The sequence below is a fragment of the Agreia bicolorata genome, assembly GCF_000938265.1.
GTDB lineage: Bacteria > Actinomycetota > Actinomycetes > Actinomycetales > Microbacteriaceae > Agreia > Agreia bicolorata.
Genome location: NZ_JYFC01000002.1, coordinates 426585 through 445888, shown reverse-complemented (window position 1 = coordinate 445888; position 19304 = coordinate 426585). Strand labels below are relative to the sequence as shown.

Here is a 19304-nt window from a genome sequence, read left to right as displayed (position 1 = left end):
TACGTCTCCGACGGAAGGACTCCCGTGGCCAGGCCCCAACGAACGAGTGCACTACGGCAGGCTGCGCTGCGCATTGCGACAGCGCTCGTCACCGCGACATATGCGATCTATCGGCTCCACCCGGCGCTCTGGCGCTTCACCGCCCGGCACTACCACCCATCGATGGAGCGCTTCGCGAGACTCAACGCGTGGATGGTCTGCCAGCAGGCCTACCTCGATGTTCCCGCCTACAAGAGCTACCTCGACGAAGAGAAGTTCTCGTTCCGCTGGTGGCAGCTCACCAACTACCGGCCGACATCCAAAACCGACTATGTGAACAGATACGCCGAGGCCGAGCGTTGCTGGAACGGCGAGATCGTCACGGTCGGCACCGTCGTCGATGAGTCGAGCGGCTCTAGCGGCAAGCCCTACAACTGGATGCGCTCGAAGCGCGAGCTCGACACCGTGCACAAGAATGTGGCCGGCTACATCACGCTGCTGTTCGGCACGAAGAAGCTCTTCTGCATCAACGCCTTCTCGATGGGCGCGTGGGCTACGGGAACGAACACCGGTCTCGCCATGTCGAAGATCGCCATGGTCAAGAACACCGGTCCAGACATCGACAAGATCGTCGACACCCTGAAGCACTTCGGCCCCGGCTACGTCTACCTCATCAGCGCCTATCCGCCCTTTCTCAAACACCTGCGCGATCGTCTCGACTCCGAAGGCTTCGACTGGGATGCGTACAACCTCAACGGCTTCGTCGGCGGAGAGGCCCTCACCGAGGGGCTCCGCGATTACCTCGAAGACCGTTTCACGCGCGTTTACTCCGGCTACGGCGCATCCGACCTCACCATAGGCATGTCGGGCGAGAGCGATCTCTCGGTCTGGCTGCGGCGGGCACTGGTGGCCAACGAGCCGTTCAGACGCGATGTGCTGGGTGAGAGCGAGCAGCGCACCCCGATGATCTTCCAGTACAACCCCCTCGAGACCTACCTCGAGACCACCGAAGACAACGAACTTCTGGTCACGCTCAACTCAATGGCCATCATGAGCCCGAAGCTGCGCTACAATATCGGCGACGAGGCCAAGATCGTGACCTTCCCCGAGATGCAGGCCTATGCAGAGAAGTACCCGCGCCTCGGCTTCGCCTTCGAACGCGCCTTCTCGACCCAGCGCATGAAGCTGCCGTTCGTGCTGCTCTTCGGCCGCAAGGACTCGACCATCTCGTACATGGGCGCCAACATCTACCCGCTCGATGTGGAAAACGGCCTCTATCTCGACAACCCGCACGCGAAAGAAATCGAGTCGTTCAAGCTGAGCCTGCTCGACATCGGCAATCTCGAGCAGCGCCCGGTCATCCACCTGCAGCTGCGCGAGGGCGTGACGCTCGACGCCGCCGCGACCGACGACCTGAAGACCCGGTCGGCCGCCGGAGTGCTCACCCACCTGGCCTCCGTCTCGCGTGACATCGCCCAGTCGCTCGAGGAAGATCCCACCGCCAGCGACGTGCGCATCGAGGTGCACGCGTTCGGCACAGGCGTGTTCGAGGGCGGCCCGCGCAAGATCAAGAACGTCTATCTCGTCGACGAGGCCGACCGCGGCGGGGCGGCCTGATGCGCTCTACCGACTTCTCGCTCGCGCCGCCGCAGGGCCGAGCGGGCGCGATGGTCGTGGTCGAGCGCCGGTTCGAAACGGCGATGGATGCGCGACGCGCCCGCAGCGCCCGCCGCGATCTGGCGGCTCACTTCGCCGACTCCCCCGGCTTTCTGTGGCAGAAAAGCTACCGTCGGCCGCCGCGTACGCTCGGAATCGCCTCCTATTTCTCCACCCGTGACAAGCTCGACCACGCACTTGTCACGGCCCCCTCGCACGTCGAACCGTGGCTGCGACTCGGCGGCGCGCATCCGACCGGCCGTGTTCTCGAGGCCGAGCCATCCGGGTACACGAACGGCATCTGGCGCGCCGAAGACGGCCGCATGGGACACATCGAACGCTTCACCCCTACCTCGGTGGAGGCGGCCCGCGAGGCCGAGCCGCCTCGGGTCGACGCCGCATCCACCGAGCGCCCGACCGGCCGCGGCCCGAAGAAGCCGCGGCAGGCGAAGCGCGAGCCACGGCCCGTCTCAGACGCGCACGCCATGTTCGTGGGTGCCACCAAATACACCGGTCCCACGGCACTCATCGCTCTCGCGCGCATCTACTATCCGATGATCACCCACATGGTCACGATGCGCGGCTACGTCTGGTTCACGACCTACTACGAGTTCCCGTTCACCCTCGGCACGCTGGCCTTCTTCGAACGGCGCGACGACCTGCTCGCTTTCGCCCGCATGCCGGGCCACCGGCACCTCATGCAATGGATCACCAAAGACACCACGAACGGCACAGCCGGGTACATCCGGCTGCATGTGGCGCCCGAGTCGGTGACGCGTCTCGCTGCCGCTCCGGATGCCACGGGGCCGGGTTCGTGAGGGTCGAGACGGTCGCCGACGACGCGGCCTTCCGCGAGTTCGTCGAGCTTCCGAGTCGCCTCTGGCCCCACGAGCTCGCCGTGCCGCTGCTCGAGTCGACGATCCGTTCCTGGTATCGGGGCACGAGCGCACATCCGGAGCCGGTGCGGCTCGTCGTGGTGCGCGATGACGAGGGCCGGGTCGTGGGGCGGTCGACCGTGCACACCGACGCCCGTCTCGACGAGAAGTTCGGTGTGCCCTCGCAGCTGTTCGGAGCCACCGACTTCGCGAACGCCGAGGCAGCCGAAGCACTGTTCGAGCACCTCGACGAGACCGCGAGGGCGGCGGGCAAACTGCAGATTCTCGGACCGGTCTCGCTGCTGCCGAATCAGTCGGCCGGCGTCATCACCTCGGGATTCGACGAGCGCGGATTCGTAGACTCTGCCTGGAACCCGGAGTGGGTCCCCGGCGTCTACGAGGCCGCCGGCTTCTCGCGGACCCAAGAGGCGCAGACCTGGATCGTCGAGGTCGGAGCCGTGAAGGCGACGCCGCCAACACCGGCAGAGCTCGCCGCCGCGGGCATCCGGCTCGAATACGGCGACAAGTCGAAGACCGACACGCTGATTCCCGAGCTGCTCGTCGTGCTGAACGCCGCATTCGAGCAGCTGCCGTATTACACCCGCATCACGTCGGCCGAGATGAAGGCGGCGACCGACGGCCTGTCGTTCCTGCTCGACGAGAAGCTGCTGTTGCTCGCGCGCGACGAAGACTCCGGCGAGGGGGTGGCATTCATCCTGGTGCTTCCCGACATCTCGCCATTCGTGCAGAAAGTCCGTGGTCGGCTCACGGCTCTGCGCCAGCTCGAACTGCTTCTGACCCGCGGGCGCTACCGCCGCGAGGCCATCCTGATCATTCAGGGCACGGCGCCCGATCGACAGGGCCGCGGCATCCTGACGCTGCTCAGCCGCCAGCTGCAGGTGAACCTTACCGAGGGCGGATACCGGCGGCTGCGCACCACAACCGTGGGTCTCGACAACGTCGGTTCGGCACGGCAGTTCTCGCGCTTCGGAGGCCGGCCGCTGCACGGCTCGACGCTGTACCGGCGGCCCACGTCGACCGCATCCACGACCGCGACACCGACCGACACCGACGAAGGAATTGTATGACGCCCGAGAATCCCTCCACCGAGCTGCTGCACGAACTGGTTCTGCTCGCCAGCCGGTCGCCTTCTCCGCACAACACGCAGCCCTGGTCGCCCCGGATCGTTGACGGCGGCATCGAGGTGTCCATCGTTCCCGGGCGCACACTGCCCGCCGGCGACCCCACCTTTCGCGACGTGATCATGTCACTCGGCGCCTGGATCGAGAGTGTGGCCATCGGAGCTGCCGAGGCAGGCTACGCCATCGATGTCGAGGTGCTCCCCGCCCTGTCCGAGCTCGATTCGCTGCCGATCTCAGGGCCGGCAGATTCGACGCGCCCCGTGTTCCGGGTCACCTTGTTACCGGCCGCCACACCAGAGGATGCGTCCGCGAACGCGTCGGACCTCCGCCCGTTCACCGCCGCCGATGTGCGCGAGCGACGTGTGTACCGCGGCAAGCTCGTAGGCAGGCCCGAGGTGTTCTCTCAGCTCGACTCCCTGCAACTGCCGCCCTGGCTCAGCGTTCGCTCGCTCGACGATCGCGCGATGCAGCAACTCAGCACGCTCGGCATCGCCTTCACCGCATCGCGCGCCACCGTGGCGAACGAGCTGCTGCACTGGCTGCGGCTCGATCCGCGCCACCCGCGCTACGGCCGCGACGGCATGACCGATGCGATGCTCGTGATGCCCAAGCCCCTCGCCCGAATCGCGGCCCCGTTCACGCGAAGAGCGCGGCTGCGCGATCCGCTGGTAGCCGTCGCCGGTCCTCTCGCCCGTTTCTTCGAGGGTCTCGGTCGAGATGCCAGCCTTTCCAGCAGCACGGTCGACGAAGTGGGAGCGCCGACGCACCACGTGCTCGTGGCGAACTCGCGCGCGGCAGGCATCGACGACATCCTGAGCGTCACCGAGGCCATGGACAGCCGGATCGGCGTCACCGAGCCGCACGCTCTCGAGGCCGGCCGCGTGCTGCAGCGGCTCTGGCTGCACGCTCACCGGCAGGGCATCGCCATCTCGCCGCACTCCGAGGTCATCGACTCACCCGCCGCGCACGGCGCGCTGCGCAAGCGACTCGGCCTCGCGCGCAGCGACGTCGCGCTCTCGGTCTTCAGCGCCGGAGTTGCCCAGACGCGGCGCGTTCCCCGCTCGCCTCGACTCACCGATCCGTCGGCGCAGTGACCAACGACCCGGCGGCGCGGCCCGTGACGATCCCCGCTCGGGTGCGCGCGTGGGGCTGGTTCATGGACCGGTTCCGCTCGATGCACATCGCCACCATGAGCCCGACCGACATCGAGCACAACCAGACGATGCGCGGCATCCCGGCGCCGGTCAGGCGAATGCTCTTCGGAGCGAGGGACACCCGGGTCGATGTGCGCGACCTCACGATCCCCACTGCCGACGGGCCGCTCGGCGTGCGCATCTACACGCCCCGCAGCTCCCACGCCGGGGAAGCTGTCGATGCTGATCTGCCGATCGCCGTGTACTTCCACGGCGGGGGCTGGACCCTCTTCGGCGGCCTCGACGTCTGCGACTGGCTGCCCTCACGGGTCGCCGCGGAGCTGGGCGCCGTAGTCGTGGCCGTCGACTATCGGCTGGCCCCGCAGCATCCATACCCTGCAGCTGTCGACGATTGCCTGGCCGCCGTCTCTTGGGCGTCTTCGCATGCTGAGGAGCTGGGAGCATCGGCGTCGCGGCTCGCTGTCTTCGGAGACAGCGCCGGCGGCAATCTTTCGGCCGTCGTGGCCCTGCTCGCCCGGGATGCGGGCGGCCCCGCCATCCGGGCCCAGGGCCTGATCTACCCGGTCACCGACACCACACTCGATGACGAATCGATGCGTGAGAACGCGCGCAAGCCGGTGCTGCATCGTGCCGACATGGATGCCTTCTTCCGCTACTACCTGGGCGCGTCGCGCGAGCACGGGGCCGACGACGACCCGTCGGTGGCGCCCATCCACGCCGCATCGCTGGCCGGCCTGCCGCCCGCCTTCGTGCAGGTGTCGGCCCACGACGTGCTGCGCGACCAGGCGCTGGACTATGCCGCGCGGCTGAGCGCCGAGGGAACGCCCGTCGAAGTGAAGACCTACGCCGAGGCGCCCCACGGCTGGGTGACCTACCCGGGCATCATGCGGGTCTCGGCGCGAGCATCCGCCGACCTGGTCGACTTCTTGCGCCGCGAACTCGCCGCAAACTGAGCCCGCGCGGCGCCTGACGACAGAACGGGAGGAGCTGAGCGCATCCGACACGTATACGACGTCAGATGCTCTGATCTCCGCCCGGAAGGCTACGCCCGCGCCTCCACCCCGTACTCCTCGAGCTCGCCGTCGGTCAGCAGACGCGAGCGGATCATAAAGCGCTTGCCCTCGGGAGCCTCCACAGAGAAGCCGCTGCCCCGTCCATCGACGAGGTCGACGGTGAGGTGCGTGTACTTCCAGTACTCGAACTGGCTGGCCGACATGTAGAACTCGATGGGGGCGAGGCCGTCGATCTCGAGCGTCTGCAGCAGCACGTCGGAGCCGCCCGTGCGGAACATACCCACCGGATAGCACATGGGCGACGAGCCGTCGCAGCACCCGCCCGACTGGTGGAACATCAGCGGCCCGTGCTGCTCGGCGAGGTGCCGCAGCATGTCCGCTGCGGCACTCGTCACTTCCACCCGGGGGCTCATGAGCCGATCGAGCAGGGCATCAGAAGAATCCCTGCGCCTTGTTCGCGTAGCTCACCAGCAGGTTCTTGGTCTGCTGGTAGTGGTCGAGCATCATGCGGTGGTTCTCGCGCCCGATGCCCGACTGCTTGTAGCCGCCGAAGGCCGCGTGCGCCGGGTACTGGTGGTAGGTGTTCGACCACACACGCCCGGCCTGGATGGCACGGCCCGCGCGATACAGCTGGGTTCCGCTGCGGCTCCACACCCCGGCGCCGAGGCCGTAGAGCGTGTCGTTCGCGATCTCGATGGCCTCGTCGTAGCCGTTGAACTTCGTCAGTGCGAGCACGGGCCCGAAGATCTCCTCCTGGAAGATGCGCATCGAGTTGGTGCCCTCGAACACGGTCGGCTGCACGTAGTAGCCGCCCGAGAGCTCGCCGCCGAGATCACTGCGCTCGCCGCCGATCAGCAGCTTCGCGCCCTCCTGCTTGCCGATGTCCATGTAGCTGAGGATCTTCTCGAGCTGGTCGTTCGACGCCTGCGCGCCGATCATCGTGTCCGTGTCGAGCGGGTTCCCCTGCTTCACCAGCTTGACCCGCTCAAGAGCATCGCCGACGAAGCCGTCGTAGATCGACGCATCCACCAGAGCGCGCGACGGGCAGGTGCAGACCTCGCCCTGGTTCAGCGCGAAGAAGGTGAAGCCCTCGAGCGCCGAGTCGTAGAACGAGTCCTTCTCGTCGGCCACGTCGGCGAAGAACACGTTCGGGCTTTTGCCGCCGAGCTCGAGGGTCACGGGAATGAGGTTCTCGCTGGCGTACTGCATGATGAGCCGGCCGGTGGTCGTCTCACCCGTGAACGCGATCTTGCGGATGCGCGGGTGCGAAGCCAGCGGTGCGCCGGCCTCGATGCCGAAGCCGTTGACGATGTTCAGCACACCGGCGGGCAGCAGATCCTTGATCAGGTCCATCCAGACGTGGATCGACGCGGGCGTCTGCTCGGCCGGTTTCAGCACGATGCAGTTTCCTGCCGCGAGCGCTGGGGCGAGCTTCCACACGGCCATGAGAATCGGGAAGTTCCACGGAATGATCTGGCCAACCACGCCCAGTGGCTCGTGGAAGTGGTACGCCACCGTGTCGTTGTTGAGTTCGGAGATGCCGCCCTCCTGCGCGCGGATGGCGCCGGCGAAGTAGCGGAAGTGGTCGATAGCCAGGGGGATATCGGCGTTCAGCGTCTCTCTGACGGGCTTGCCGTTCTCCCAGGTCTCGGCCACCGCGAGCAGCTCGAGATTTTCCTCCATGCGGTCGGCGATCTTGTTCAGGATCACCGCGCGTTCGGCCACCGAAGTCTTGCCCCAGGCGTCGAACGCCTTCCAGCCGGCGTCGACCGCCCGGTCGATGTCCTCGGCCGTGCCGCGGGCGATCTCCGTGAAGTTCTGACCCGTGACGGGCGTCGGGTTTTCGAAGTATTGACCCTTGACCGGTGCAACGTATTCGCCGCCGATGAAGTGGTCATAGCGCGGCTTGTAGGTGAAGACGGCCCCGTCAGTTCCGGGGTTCGCGTAGACAGTCATGCGTGTGTGCCTTTCGACGTCGTTGTCGGATCTCTGTGGTTCAGACTCCTTCGACGCTACGCCCGGCGACGTTGCAGACCGTTGCAACTCAGGATGCGGCCAGCGCCTCGAGATGGGCGACGATGCCGGCCCGGCGCGGCGACCGCGGCGGCAACAGCCTGAGCAGCGCCGCCCACACCTCGGCGTCCTCGACGGCGTCGGCGGTGCGGGCGTACTCGTGGAGCACATCGACCGAGGCGTCGGTGAGCACGGACTCCCGCAGCCGGGCCCGCACCTCGTCGCGCACCGCCTCGATACCGGGCGCCGTCGATCCCGGAAGTACCGCACCCGTCGCCGTGGCGAGGGCGACCCTGTGCGCGCCGCGATCGAGAAGGGCGATGACGTGCTGCGCATCCAGTTCGAGGGCTTTTGTGAGCCGGTAGGGCCGCGACTCCAAACCGAGATCGACGTGGGCTCGCTCGAGAACCTTGCGCAGCCGCACCATCTCGGCGCGCAGCGTCACGGCCGACTCGCCCTCGGTGTAGACGAGTTCGGCGAGCTGCCCTGCCGTCAGCCCCTGGCGATGCCAGGCCAGCAGTGTCAGCAGCTCGGTGTGCCGAGCGCTCAGTTCCACGGGCTCTCCGCCGCCCGTCAGCTCTCCCGTGTCGCGGCCGAGCACGCGCAGAACCGCTCGATCCGCCCGCGCTACGCCGGTGGCTCCGGATGCCGATGGCCGGCGGGCGGATCGGCCCACGACCCCGATGCGGTCGCGCTGGGCCCGCAGCCGTTGCACCATCAGCTCCGACTCCACGGCCGCGGCCGTCGCCTCCATCAGCGGAAGGGTATGCGGATCGACCGCCTCGCGCCCGCCGGTGATGTCGATCATGCCCAGGATGCGCCGGGTCTCCGGGTCATGAACCGGAACCGCGGTGCAGCTCCACTCGTGCGCGAGGCGATTGAAGTGCTCGCCTCCCGAGATCTGCACCGCATGATCGAGTTCGAGCGCGGTTCCGGGGGCCGACGTGCCCACGCGGCTTTCCGCCCACCCCGCGCCTTCGACGAACAGCATGCCCTCGGCTCGACGCCGCAGCGCACGGTCGCCATCGACCCACAGGAGGCGGCCCATCGCATCCCCCACTGCCACGAGCATGCCGGAATCGTCGTCGGCGTCTCGCACGAGCAGACGGCGGATAACCGGCAGCACCGAGGCGAGCGGATGCGCGAGTCGGTAGTCACTCAGTTCGTCTTCGGCGACTTCGAGCGAGGCAAGCAGCAGCTCAGGATCGAGGTGTCGTTCGAGGGCACGGTTCCAGGAGGCGCGCACCAGAGGTCGGGGAGCTGCCAGCGCAACCTGAGGCTGCGCGAGCCACGGACTCGTCATAGAGGTGCCAATCAACGCTGATCGAACGGAGCATGCGGCCGGACCGCGAGCATCCGACCGTACTGTCGAGGATACTCGTTTCGGTGCCTACGCGGGGTCGAACGACGACTCGGAGACAGTCTTCAGGTCTTCGCCGAAGGTGAAGCTCGCGTGCACGGTCTCGCCGGCGAGCACCTGGGGCAGCCAGTACTTGGCGTCGTCCCACATGCCGTCGAGGGGCAGGTCTGCAACGTCGTACCAGGCGGGAACCACCTCGTCTGATTCCATCGGGGTGCCCGAGAACGCGTCGACGACGAAGACCGTCGAGTCCTGGCTCCAGTTCTCGCGGTGCGGAAACGCGTAGCGAATGAAGCCCATCTCGTTCACGGCCGCAGGATCGACGATCAGGCTCGACTCCTCTTCGATCTCGCGCACGATCGCCTCGAGGGGAGTCTCGCCCGGCTCGATCTTTCCGCCGAGGCCGACGATGTTGCCGAGTCCCAACCCGGTCTTCTTGCGACCGAGCAATACCTGCCGTGTTCCGCGCTCGTTACGCCGAGTGATGAAGCACACGCAGACCTGGTATGGAGACATTGCAGCAGGCTACCCGCCGCACATGTTCGGCATGTTACGAGGTGAGGTGCTTGAGCATCCGGGTATTGCCGAGGGTGTTCTGCTTGACCCGCGCGAGGTCGAGGAACTCGGCGACACCGTCGTCGGGTGAGCGAACCAGCTCGGAGTAGACCTCGGGATCGACGAGACCGAGCGGTGAGGCCTTGAAGCCGTTGCGCTCGAAGAAGCCGACCTCGAAGGTGAGGCAGAACAATCTCGTGAGGCCGAGACGGCGCGCCTCGAGCTCCACCGCTTCGAGCAGAGCGTGGCCCACTCCCTTGCCGAGCCACGCGTCTGCCACAGCGAGAGTGCGAACCTCGCCGAGGTCGTCCCAGAACACATGCAGGGCGCCGCAGCCGATGCGGTTGCCCTCATCGTCGAGCGCGATGTAGAACTCCTGCACCGCCTCGTAGAACACAACGAGCTCTTTGCCCAAGAGGATTCGTCGCTGAACGAGGGGCTCCACGAGCTCCTTGATCCACGGCACATCACTCGTCTGCGCGCGCCGCACCGTGAAGGTGGGGGCGGGCTTTGTCACTTCGGGCATCGAACCAGCTTATTGCCAGTTCAGCATCTCCATGCGCATGCGACGCCGTCAGGCCTTCGGCTCGGCTGAGAGAAGACGTCCGAGCAACTCGAGTTCGCGCGGCGTGACGCGTCGTTCGATGTTCGACGCTCGTCGGTCGCCCAGCTTTCTGATGATCTTCTTCATGCCCAGCTCTCTGATGATCCTTCTCGCTATCCCCGTGTGCGGACCAGGCTGTATGCCCTCTTCGCGCATTGATCCGTCGCCGATCACAAATCGGTGCGCACCGTCGGGTCGGGAAAACGCGTCTCGATCGTGAGTCTCTCGCCCCGGCGAACGCGCGCCCAGACGATGAAGCCCACGATCGTGAACGCTCCGTAGAAGATGTACATGAAGGCAGAGGCGTAATAACCGGCCGAGACGAGAAGAGGCACGCCGACCACATCGACGGCCACCCAGATCAACCAGAACTCCACCCAGCCCTTGGCCATGCCGTAGGTGGCGAGAAGAGAGCCCACGAAGATCCAGGCATCGGCCCAGACGGGCTCGTACGAACCGAGCAGCTGGAACACCGGCGTCACGATCGCCGTGCCGCCCACGAGGGCGACCACGAGCCAGATCCTGTTCTTCCATCCGGCCCACTGCGGGCTCACCGCCGACCCGCCGTCGTGCTTCGCCTGCTGCCATCGCACCCAGCCGTAGATCGACACGACGATGAACATCACCTGTCGACCGGCCTGCCCCAGAAGGTTCACCGGGTTGGGGGTGCCGAAGACGGCGCCGAGGAACACGGTGAACAATAGCGCGTTGCCCATGATGCCGATCGGCCACGCCCAGACCTTGCGTCGCATGCCGCCGAGCGCGCTGAGCAGCCCGAACACGTTGCCGAGAACCTCACGCCACAGGATCGTCTGGTCGCCGATGTGCAGCTGGGCGTTGAAGAGCCAGTTCAGTACGTCCACGACGCCCCTTCTTTCTCGGCCATCAGGCCACAGCGACACAACGCAAGAGGGGTTCGTGTCATTCCCTGCAGACGGCACCAGTGTAGAGACGATGACACGCTCGGCCTAAAACGACGAATGCCGCGTTCCGACACCGGAGTTCGGTGTCGGAACGCGGCATTCGCGTTCGTTGCGGCTGGCTCTTACAGTGCGTCGGTGGGGCCGGTGGATGCGGCGGCCGCAGCGGAAGACGCCGCGATCTCGCCGACAGGCGCCAACTCGTCGTCAACACCCGGGCGGCGGCTCGTGGTGAACACGAACTCCGTTCCCACGAAGTCGACGTGCACGTGGTCGCCCGCGTTCAGCTCTCCGTGCAGGATGCGCTCGGAGAGACGGTCTTCGACCTCGTTCTGGATGGCGCGGCGAAGAGGGCGAGCTCCCAGCGTGGGATCGAAGCCGACCTCGATGAGGCGCTCCTTGGCGGCCTGCGTGAGTTCGATCGACAGATCGCGGTCGAGCAGACGGTCGCGCAGACGCTTGATGAACAGATCGACGATCTGCAGCAGCTCGCCCTTCGACAACTGCGGGAACACGATGGTGTCGTCGACGCGGTTGAGGAACTCGGGCTTGAAGTGACGCTTCAGTTCCTCGTTCACCTTCGCCTTCATACGCTCATACGTGGTCTCGACGTTGTTCTCGCTCTGGAACCCGATAGGCGCTCCGGAGATTCCCTTCGTGCCGAGGTTCGTGGTCATGATGATGACGGTGTTCTTGAAGTCGACGACGCGGCCCTGGCCATCGGTCAGACGTCCCTCTTCCAGAATCTGGAGGAGCGAGTTGAAGATGTCGGGGTGAGCCTTCTCGATCTCATCGAACAGCACGACGCTGAACGGCTTGCGGCGCACCTTCTCGGTGAGCTGTCCGCCCTCTTCGAAACCGACGAATCCGGGAGGGGCACCGAACAGTCGCGAGACCGTGTGCTTCTCGCCGTACTCCGACATGTCGAGGGAGATCAGCGCGTCTTCGTCGTCGAACAGGAACTCGGCGAGCGCCTTGGCGAGCTCGGTCTTTCCGACACCCGTGGGGCCGGCGAAGATGAACGAGCCCGACGGGCGCTTCGGGTCTTTGAGACCGGCACGCGTGCGGCGAATCGTGCGCGAGAGCGCCTCGATGGCCTGCTCCTGGCCGATGACCCGCTGGTGCAGGGCACGCTCCATAAAGACGAGTCGCGAAGACTCCTCTTCGGTGAGCTTGAAGACCGGAATGCCGGTGGCCTGGGCCAGTACCTCGGCGATGAGACCCTCGTCGACGATGCCGGATGTCTTGACATCACCCGACTTCCACTGCTTCTCGAGGCGCAGTCGCTCGCCGAGGAGGTTCTTCTCCTCGTCGCGCAGGCTTGCCGCCTTCTCGAAGTCCTGGTCTTCGATCGCGGCCTCTTTCTGGCCGCGCACACCGGCGATACGCTCGTCGAACTCGCGCAGCTCGGGTGGCGCCGACAGAATCGAGAGGCGCAGTCGCGCACCGGCCTCGTCGATCAGGTCGATCGCCTTGTCTGGCAGGAAGCGGTCGGCCACGTAGCGGTCGGCGAGGTTGGCCGCTGAGACGATGGCGCCGTCGGTGATCGAAACCTTGTGGAAGGCCTCGTACTTGTCGCGCAGCCCCTTGAGGATATTGATCGTGTGCGCCAACGAAGGCTCGGCGACCTGAATGGGCTGGAAGCGGCGCTCGAGGGCAGCGTCTTTCTCGAAGTGCTTGCGGTACTCGTCGAGCGTGGTCGCACCGATCGTCTGCAGCTCGCCGCGAGCCAGCAGCGGCTTGAGGATCGACGCGGCATCGATGGCGCCCTCGGCGGCGCCTGCACCGACGAGCGTGTGGATCTCGTCGATGAAGACGATGATGTCGCCACGGGTGCGGATCTCTTTGGTGACCTTCTTCAGGCGCTCCTCGAAGTCACCGCGGTAACGGCTTCCGGCGATGAGCGAGCCCAGGTCGAGCGAGTAGAGCTGCTTGTCTTTCAGCGTCTCCGGAACATCGCCCTTGACGATGGCCTGGGCGAGGCCCTCGACGACGGCGGTCTTGCCGACGCCCGGCTCACCGATCAGAACGGGGTTGTTCTTCGACCGGCGCGACAGGATCTGCATGACCCGCTCGATCTCTTTCTCGCGCCCGATCACCGGGTCGAGCTTGTTGTCGCGCGCTGCCTGGGTGAGGTTGCGTCCGAACTGGTCGAGCACCTGCGAACCCTTGTCGGGAGTGGCGTCGTTTCCGCCAACGGCGACCTGCTCCTTGCCCTGGTAGCCAGAGAGGAGCTGGATGACCTGCTGACGCACCCGGTTGAGGTCTGCGCCGAGCTTCACGAGAACCTGGGCTGCGACGCCCTCGCCCTCGCGGATGAGTCCGAGCAGGATGTGCTCGGTGCCGATGTAGTTGTGACCCAGCTGCAGAGCCTCGCGCAACGAGAGCTCGAGCACCTTCTTGGCACGAGGGGTGAATGGGATGTGACCGGTGGGCTGCTGCTGACCCTGGCCGATGATGTCTTGAACCTGCTCGCGAACCGCGTCGAGGGAGATGTTGAGCGACTCGAGTGCCTTAGCAGCGACGCCCTCCCCCTCGTGGATGAGCCCGAGCAAGATGTGCTCGGTGCCGATGTAGTTGTGGTTGAGCATCTTGGCCTCTTCTTGGGCCAAAACGACGACGCGGCGAGCTCGGTCGGTAAATCTCTCAAACATGTCTGTCTCCTTGAACACCAGGGCAGGGATGGCGCTCGATGTACTGATGCTAATCAGCGCCGAGGTCGAATACTGCTCTGTTCGCCCTAGGCGTGACCTCGACTCGATCCATGCCACAGAATCTGCGGCCGAAGCTTGACGTCAGCTGGCAATTACCGCCACAGTTGCTCTATTGGCCGCCGTCTGGCCGCCGCATCATGAACCACCGGGGGCTACATCACATGAAGAAATCCGTCCTTTCCGCACGCGCCGGCATCGCCGGCGCCTCGGCTTTTGCGCTCGTCGCACTCGGCGTGAGCTTCGGCGCCACGGGCGCCGTCGCCGAACCCATCGACCCGACCTTCGCCGCCAACTCAGGAACCATCGACATCGAAACCGACTTCGACCCGGGCTTCCTGATCGAGGTCACCTCGGAGGTGCCAGGGCTCGAAGACCAGTACAACACGGCCACCGCCGTGACCGACGACGAGGGCGTCGCGTCGTTCCAGAACTTCGCCGGTCCCGTCACCGTCGACTTCGTGGGCTACCCGACCCGCAGCTCGGGCGGGTCCGACCCGATCCCCAGCGACTCGCCTGATTCGTCGGCATCCGATACCGAGTCGAACTCGAACATCGTTGCTTTCAGCGCACCGGAGCCGGCCACGGCGGCCATCTGGCGCGGCAAAGAGGTCACGTTCGAATACACCGGCGGGCAGCTCCAGTTGGTGGGCGAGGCCCCCACAGTCGCAGCGCCAGACTCCGAAGAGCTCGACACACTTGTTCCGATTGCCGTCTACAGCTTCTCTCCCTCCACATACATCGCAGGCACGCCCTTCGACCTGAGCTTCTCGGGAATCACCAACATCACCACGGGTGAGGTCATCGACGGTATCGACGTCTCGAACTACGGCTACAGCGCGCCGACCCTCATCGGAACCTCGAGTATTACGGCGGGCTCCTTCGCGTTCACCGTTCCGGCCGCCTTCACCACCGACCCGCACACCCTGGTGTCGTTCGATTCGTTCGGTCGTGTGATCACCGGCATCGAGCTCGACGGCGGAGTCACCGCGCCGCCGGTCACGACGCCGGCTGTGGACACGGCACCGCCCGCCCCGGTTCTCGCCAACACCGGTTCGGCCGACGCTGTTCCGTTCGGTCTGATCGCTCTCGGCACTCTGGTGCTCGGCGGCATGGCGTTCGCGATCACCGGCGTCCTCCGCCGCCGCGAGGCCTCGGTCGACTGACGTTCCTACTCCGGCCGAAGGCCGGGCATCCAATCGCTCTCGGGCGATTCGATGCCCGGCCTTTGTCGTTGCACTCGATCGATGGTGGAACGGAGTGAAACACGCTCACCCGCAATAGCGCAACCACCCTCGGAGGCTTCTCCCGCGGTGCCTAGCCTGGATGAATGACTGATCAGTACACACTCCAGGACCCCACGACGATGTACGCCGACATCGACACAGAAGCGCAGTATCAGGAGGGCGCAGGCCTCGACACGAAGCTCGAAGACAAGGCAGACCACGGCGAGAAGACGTACCGTGGAACGGGCCGCCTCTCCGGCCGCAAAGCCCTCGTCACCGGAGGCGACTCCGGCATCGGAGCAGCTGTAGCGATCGCCTACGCACGAGAGGGTGCCGATGTGGCCATCTCATATCTCCCTGAAGAGGAGGAGGACGCGAAGCGCATCGTCGGACTCATCGAAGCCGAGGGTCGCACCGCTGTTGCCATCCCCGGTGACATTGTCGATCCGGCGTTCTGCCGCGACCTCGTAGGTCGGGCGGTCGACGGTCTGGGCGGTCTCGACATCCTCGTGAACAACGCGGGCAAGCAGCAGTTCCGGGAGACCCTCGCCGAGATCTCGGACGAGCAGTTCGACGAGACATTCACGACAAACGTCTACGCGATGTTCTGGATCACGAAGGCCGCGCTACCCCATCTCAAGCCGGGCTCGGCCATCATCAACACGTCGTCGATCCAGGCCTACGCTCCGAGCGAGATGCTGGTGGACTATGCCACGACCAAGGCATCGATCAACACCTTCTCCAAGGGCCTGTCCCAGCAGCTGGCCCCGAAGGGCATCCGAGTCAACGTGGTCGCGCCCGGCCCTATCTGGACGCCCCTGCAGACGGCCGGTGGACAGCCGCCCGAGAAGCTGCCGAGCGTCGGAGAGCAAACAGCACTCGGCCGCTGGGGTCAGCCGGCCGAACTCGCGCCGGCGTACGTGTTTCTCGCGTCGAACGAATCCAGCTACGTCGTCGGCGAGACTCTCCACGTGAACGGCGGCATGCCGACGCCGTAGCGTCGACCGGCATGCCCTTCGAGAGGCTCAGGAGACAACGCTGTCTTCTGAGCCTGTCGAGGGCACCTGCTACGCGGCCTGTGCGCCGTTGTACTGCGCCTTTCCGAAGCCGATGATCGGGTAACCGATGAAGCCCAGCAGGAACAGAAGGAAGAAGCCGAAGACGCCGCTCTTACCGAAGCGCTTGGCAACGTCGAGCGCCACGATGATGTGAATCACGATGTTGACGATCGGGATGAAGAACAGGATCGTCCACCAGCCCGGGCGACCGGCCACCTTCACAAGGGTGTAGATGTTGTAGATCGGGATGATGGCAGCCCATCCGTGACGGTCGGCCTTGATAAACGTGGCCCAGAGTCCGGCGATCGCAATGACCGCGAGAACGATGCTGAGCGTCGTGGTGACCGGGTCAGCCTGATATTCGTATGAGTACTCCATTGTGTCCCCCAGAGGATCGTCGCCTGATGCCGCCCGAACCCCCGGCGGCGCCTATACGTTAGCAGCGAACGACCTGTCGAGCGAGAAAATGTCGCGTCTAAGCTAAGGGCTGTGTCGAACCTCGAGAAGCAGCCGCACGAAGTGGTGATCGGTGATGACGACAGGCCCTCCATCGATACGGGCCGAACCACGATCCTGGCACCGCGCGAGGTGCCACTCGGCGGGCCCCGGGCAATGACCGTGCACCGCACGCTGCCGAGCCGGGAGCGGAGCATGATCGGCGCCTGGTGCTTCGTCGACCACTACGGCCCTACCGACGTGCGCACGGGCACGGGCATGGTGGTGCCGCCCCATCCGCACACGGGGCTGCAGACGGTGAGCTGGCTGTTCGACGGCGAGATCGAGCATCGCGACAGTGTGGGCAGCCACGCCTTCGTGCGGCCGGGCGAGCTGAACCTCATGACTGCGGGGCGAGGCATCAGCCATTCCGAGGTGTCGACCGAAAACACGACCATCCTCCGCGGTGTGCAACTATGGCTGGCCTTGCCTGATGCGGCCCGCGAGGTGGAGCCGTTCTTCGAGAGCCACACCGCCGTCGCCGCAACGCTCGGCAACGCCACGATCACCGTCTTCCTCGGCTCCGTCGCCGGGGTATCCGCCACCGCCAAGACATTCACTCGTATCCTCGCCGCTCAGATCGACGTGCCGAGTCGCACCCGCATCGAGCTCGCGGTCGATCCGCGCGACGAGCACGGCATCCTGGTCGACAGAGCATCCGTCACCGTCAACGGCACGCCCGTCGCCCGAACCGAACTCGCGTTCGTCGAGACGGGCGCATCCACCCTGACCATCGAGTCGGGCGACGATGACGCCAGGCTGATTCTGATCGGCGGCGAGCCGTTCGGCGAGCAGATCGTGATGTGGTGGAACTTCGTGGGGCGCACCCACGAGGAGATCGTCGCGTACCGCACGGCCTGGCAGGCCGAGGCGATCGGCTCAGGCGAGGTGGATGCGCGGGCGCCGCGCTTCATCAGCACGCACGGCGACCCCGGCACCCGAGATGGCCACGGGTACACGGGCTCTCCCCTGCCCGCACCCGAACTGCCGACCGTACGACTTCTGCCGCGTCGACGCTGAGCTATTGCAGTGCGCTGGTGAGCCTGGCCAGGTTGTCGAGGATCGTGGAGCGCAGGGGCTGAGTGAGCCAGTCTTCGAGGGTGAGCTCACGGCTGACCTTTCTATAGCCGTCTTCGATCTCGCGCATCTCGGAGACGAACGATCGGCCGCGCACCATGAGCGAGACCTCCATATTGAGGCTGAACGATCGCATGTCCATGTTGCTCGATCCGATGACCGCCACGTCGTCGTCGATCGTGAAGTGCTTGGCATGCAGAATGTAGGGCGCCTGGTACATATAGATGCGCACTCCCGCGCGCAGCAGGGCTTCGTAGTATGAGCGCTGGGCGTGATAGACGAGGCCCTGATCGCCGATCTCCGACACGAAGAGTTCGACCTCGACGCCGCGCTGCGTAGCGGTGGTGATGGCGTAGAGCATCGCCTCGTCGGGAACGAAGTACGGACTCGTGACGATGATGCGTGTCTGCGCGTAGTAGAGAAGCGCGAGGAACAGCCTGAGATTGTTCTCGCCCTCGAATCCCGGGCCCGAGGGCACCACCTGGCAGTCGAGCGAGTCGGGTGCCTCCTCGATGACGTCGGGAGTGATCGGGTCGGTCTCTCGCATCAGCAGCTCGTTGGTCTCGCTGTACCAGTCGGTGATGAAGATGGCGTTGAGACCGGCGACGATCGGGCCGTCGAGCCGGGTCATCAGGTCTTGCCACTGCAGGCCTCGGCGAACGTTGCCGCGCTTGTTGTAGCTGCGGTCGATCATGTTCTGCGACCCCATGTACCCGATCTTGCCGTCGATGATGAGCAGCTTGCGGTGGTTGCGCAGGTCGGGGCGCTGGTACTTGCCGCGCAGGGGCTGCACGGGCAGCATAAACGACCACTGCACGCCGAGCTCGGTGAGCTTCTTGACCGTTCTGCGGTGGTGCGGCGATCTGATGGATGCGATGTGGTCGAGCAGCACACGCACGGTGACGCCACGCTTCACCGCCGCCCCGAGAGCCTCGAAGAACACCTCGGAGGCGGTGTCGTACGACATGATGTAGAACTCGACGTGAACGTAGCGCCGGGCCTTGGCCACGTCGGCCGCCATCGCCTCGATCGACAGGGCGTAGTCGCCGATAAGGCTGGCGTTGTTGCCGCCGACGAGCGGCATGGCTCCGAGGTTGCGGTTGAGCTCGACCACCGATTCGAGCCACGGCGGCCAGGCGTGATTCTTTGTGACGAGGTCGATGCCCTCTGTGGTCTCGAGAATGAACTGGTTGATCGCCTGCTGCTTGTCACGCCTCTTCTTGGGCAGCTTGTAGCTGCCGATGAGCAGGAAGGTGAGCACACCGACGTAGGGCAGAAAGAAGATGGCCATGAGCCAGGCGACTGCCGTGGCCGGCCGCCTGTTGCGGGGAACCACGATGATCGCGGTGACGCGCACGAGAAAATCGATGAGCACGCCGAAGATGAGAACCCAGCCCGCTGCATTGATCCCGAACATGCAGGCTCCCCTCGACTACTGCCCCGACGACAACCGTAGCGTGTCGGGA

17 protein-coding genes are annotated in these 19304 nt (G+C 65.6%); 8 read left to right on the top strand and 9 right to left on the bottom strand.

The genetic code is table 11. The annotated features are described in order from the left end of the window. Window positions 1–24: 24 nt before the first annotated feature. From TZ00_RS05570 to TZ00_RS05550, 5 genes are read left to right on the top strand one after another with little or no spacing between them, the layout of a single operon-like run. Window positions 25–1596 carry a phenylacetate--CoA ligase family protein gene (locus tag TZ00_RS05570; RefSeq protein WP_052521318.1) on the top strand — a complete coding sequence of 524 codons (1572 nt, stop codon included), beginning with the start codon at window positions 25–27 and terminating at the stop codon, window positions 1594–1596. Continuing rightward, complete coding sequence (locus TZ00_RS18705) at window positions 1596–2453, top strand: hypothetical protein (RefSeq protein ID WP_052521317.1); 858 nt, start codon at window positions 1596–1598, stop codon at window positions 2451–2453. The genes TZ00_RS05570 and TZ00_RS18705 overlap by 1 nt, the downstream gene beginning before the upstream one ends. Beyond that, window positions 2450–3598 (top strand): hypothetical protein, encoded by a 1149-nt coding sequence (locus TZ00_RS05560; protein ID WP_044439876.1) that lies wholly within the window; start codon window positions 2450–2452, stop codon window positions 3596–3598. The genes TZ00_RS18705 and TZ00_RS05560 overlap by 4 nt, the downstream gene beginning before the upstream one ends. Beyond that, window positions 3595–4746: a hypothetical protein gene (locus TZ00_RS05555; protein WP_044439875.1), complete on the top strand. Its 1152-nt coding sequence runs from the start codon at window positions 3595–3597 to the stop codon at window positions 4744–4746. Before TZ00_RS05560 ends, TZ00_RS05555 begins: the two co-directional genes overlap by 4 nt. Beyond that, window positions 4743–5759 carry an alpha/beta hydrolase gene (locus tag TZ00_RS05550; protein ID WP_052521316.1) on the top strand — a complete coding sequence of 339 codons (1017 nt, stop codon included), beginning with the start codon at window positions 4743–4745 and terminating at the stop codon, window positions 5757–5759. The genes TZ00_RS05555 and TZ00_RS05550 overlap by 4 nt, the downstream gene beginning before the upstream one ends. An 89-nt stretch (window positions 5760–5848) precedes the next feature. Here the strand turns inward: TZ00_RS05550 and TZ00_RS05545 are convergent, their stop codons facing one another. The 7 genes from TZ00_RS05545 to TZ00_RS05510 all read right to left on the bottom strand — a co-directional run bounded on the left by TZ00_RS05545 (window position 5849) and on the right by TZ00_RS05510 (window position 13925). Beyond that, a complete protein-coding gene (locus TZ00_RS05545) occupies window positions 5849–6232 on the bottom strand; it encodes a DUF779 domain-containing protein (RefSeq protein ID WP_044439873.1) in 384 nt (127 codons plus the stop codon). Between the two features lie 19 nt (window positions 6233–6251). After that, window positions 6252–7775 (bottom strand): acetaldehyde dehydrogenase ExaC, encoded by a 1524-nt coding sequence (gene exaC, locus TZ00_RS05540; RefSeq protein ID WP_044439871.1) that lies wholly within the window; start codon window positions 7773–7775, stop codon window positions 6252–6254. 88 nt (window positions 7776–7863) lie between these two features. After that, on the bottom strand, window positions 7864–9135 hold the full coding sequence (locus TZ00_RS05535) for a helix-turn-helix domain-containing protein (protein ID WP_052521315.1): 1272 nt from the start codon (window positions 9133–9135) through the stop codon (window positions 7864–7866). 87 nt (window positions 9136–9222) lie between these two features. Beyond that, complete coding sequence (locus TZ00_RS05530) at window positions 9223–9708, bottom strand: 8-oxo-dGTP diphosphatase (protein ID WP_044439870.1); 486 nt, start codon at window positions 9706–9708, stop codon at window positions 9223–9225. 34 nt (window positions 9709–9742) lie between these two features. Then, a complete protein-coding gene (locus tag TZ00_RS05525) occupies window positions 9743–10273 on the bottom strand; it encodes an amino-acid N-acetyltransferase (protein WP_044439869.1) in 531 nt (176 codons plus the stop codon). Between the two features lie 248 nt (window positions 10274–10521). Beyond that, the gene (pnuC, locus tag TZ00_RS05515) at window positions 10522–11214 is read right to left on the bottom strand and encodes a nicotinamide riboside transporter PnuC (protein ID WP_044439863.1); all 693 of its coding nucleotides are present in this window, start codon (window positions 11212–11214) and stop codon (window positions 10522–10524) included. 182 nt (window positions 11215–11396) lie between these two features. Then, on the bottom strand, window positions 11397–13925 hold the full coding sequence (locus TZ00_RS05510; RefSeq protein WP_044440375.1) for an ATP-dependent Clp protease ATP-binding subunit: 2529 nt from the start codon (window positions 13923–13925) through the stop codon (window positions 11397–11399). Window positions 13926–14146: 221 nt separating this feature from the next. Here TZ00_RS05510 and TZ00_RS05505 point away from each other — a divergent pair, with 221 nt between their 5' ends. Then, a complete protein-coding gene (locus tag TZ00_RS05505) occupies window positions 14147–15148 on the top strand; it encodes a hypothetical protein (protein ID WP_044439862.1) in 1002 nt (333 codons plus the stop codon). A gap of 164 nt (window positions 15149–15312) precedes the next feature. Then, a complete protein-coding gene (locus tag TZ00_RS05500) occupies window positions 15313–16206 on the top strand; it encodes an SDR family oxidoreductase (protein WP_044439861.1) in 894 nt (297 codons plus the stop codon). Between the two features lie 69 nt (window positions 16207–16275). On the opposite strand, the gene TZ00_RS05495 is transcribed toward TZ00_RS05500, so the two are convergent. Further along, entirely contained in the window at window positions 16276–16644 is a 369-nt protein-coding gene (locus TZ00_RS05495; protein WP_044439859.1) for a DUF5684 domain-containing protein, read from the bottom strand. Window positions 16645–16755: 111 nt separating this feature from the next. On the opposite strand from TZ00_RS05495, the gene TZ00_RS05490 reads away from it, so the two are divergent. Beyond that, the gene (locus tag TZ00_RS05490; RefSeq protein WP_044439857.1) at window positions 16756–17781 is read left to right on the top strand and encodes a pirin family protein; all 1026 of its coding nucleotides are present in this window, start codon (window positions 16756–16758) and stop codon (window positions 17779–17781) included. A 1-nt stretch (window position 17782) separates the two neighbouring features. On the opposite strand, the gene cls is transcribed toward TZ00_RS05490, so the two are convergent. Next, entirely contained in the window at window positions 17783–19255 is a 1473-nt protein-coding gene (gene cls / locus TZ00_RS05485) for a cardiolipin synthase (protein ID WP_044439856.1), read from the bottom strand. Window positions 19256–19304 lie beyond the last annotated feature (49 nt).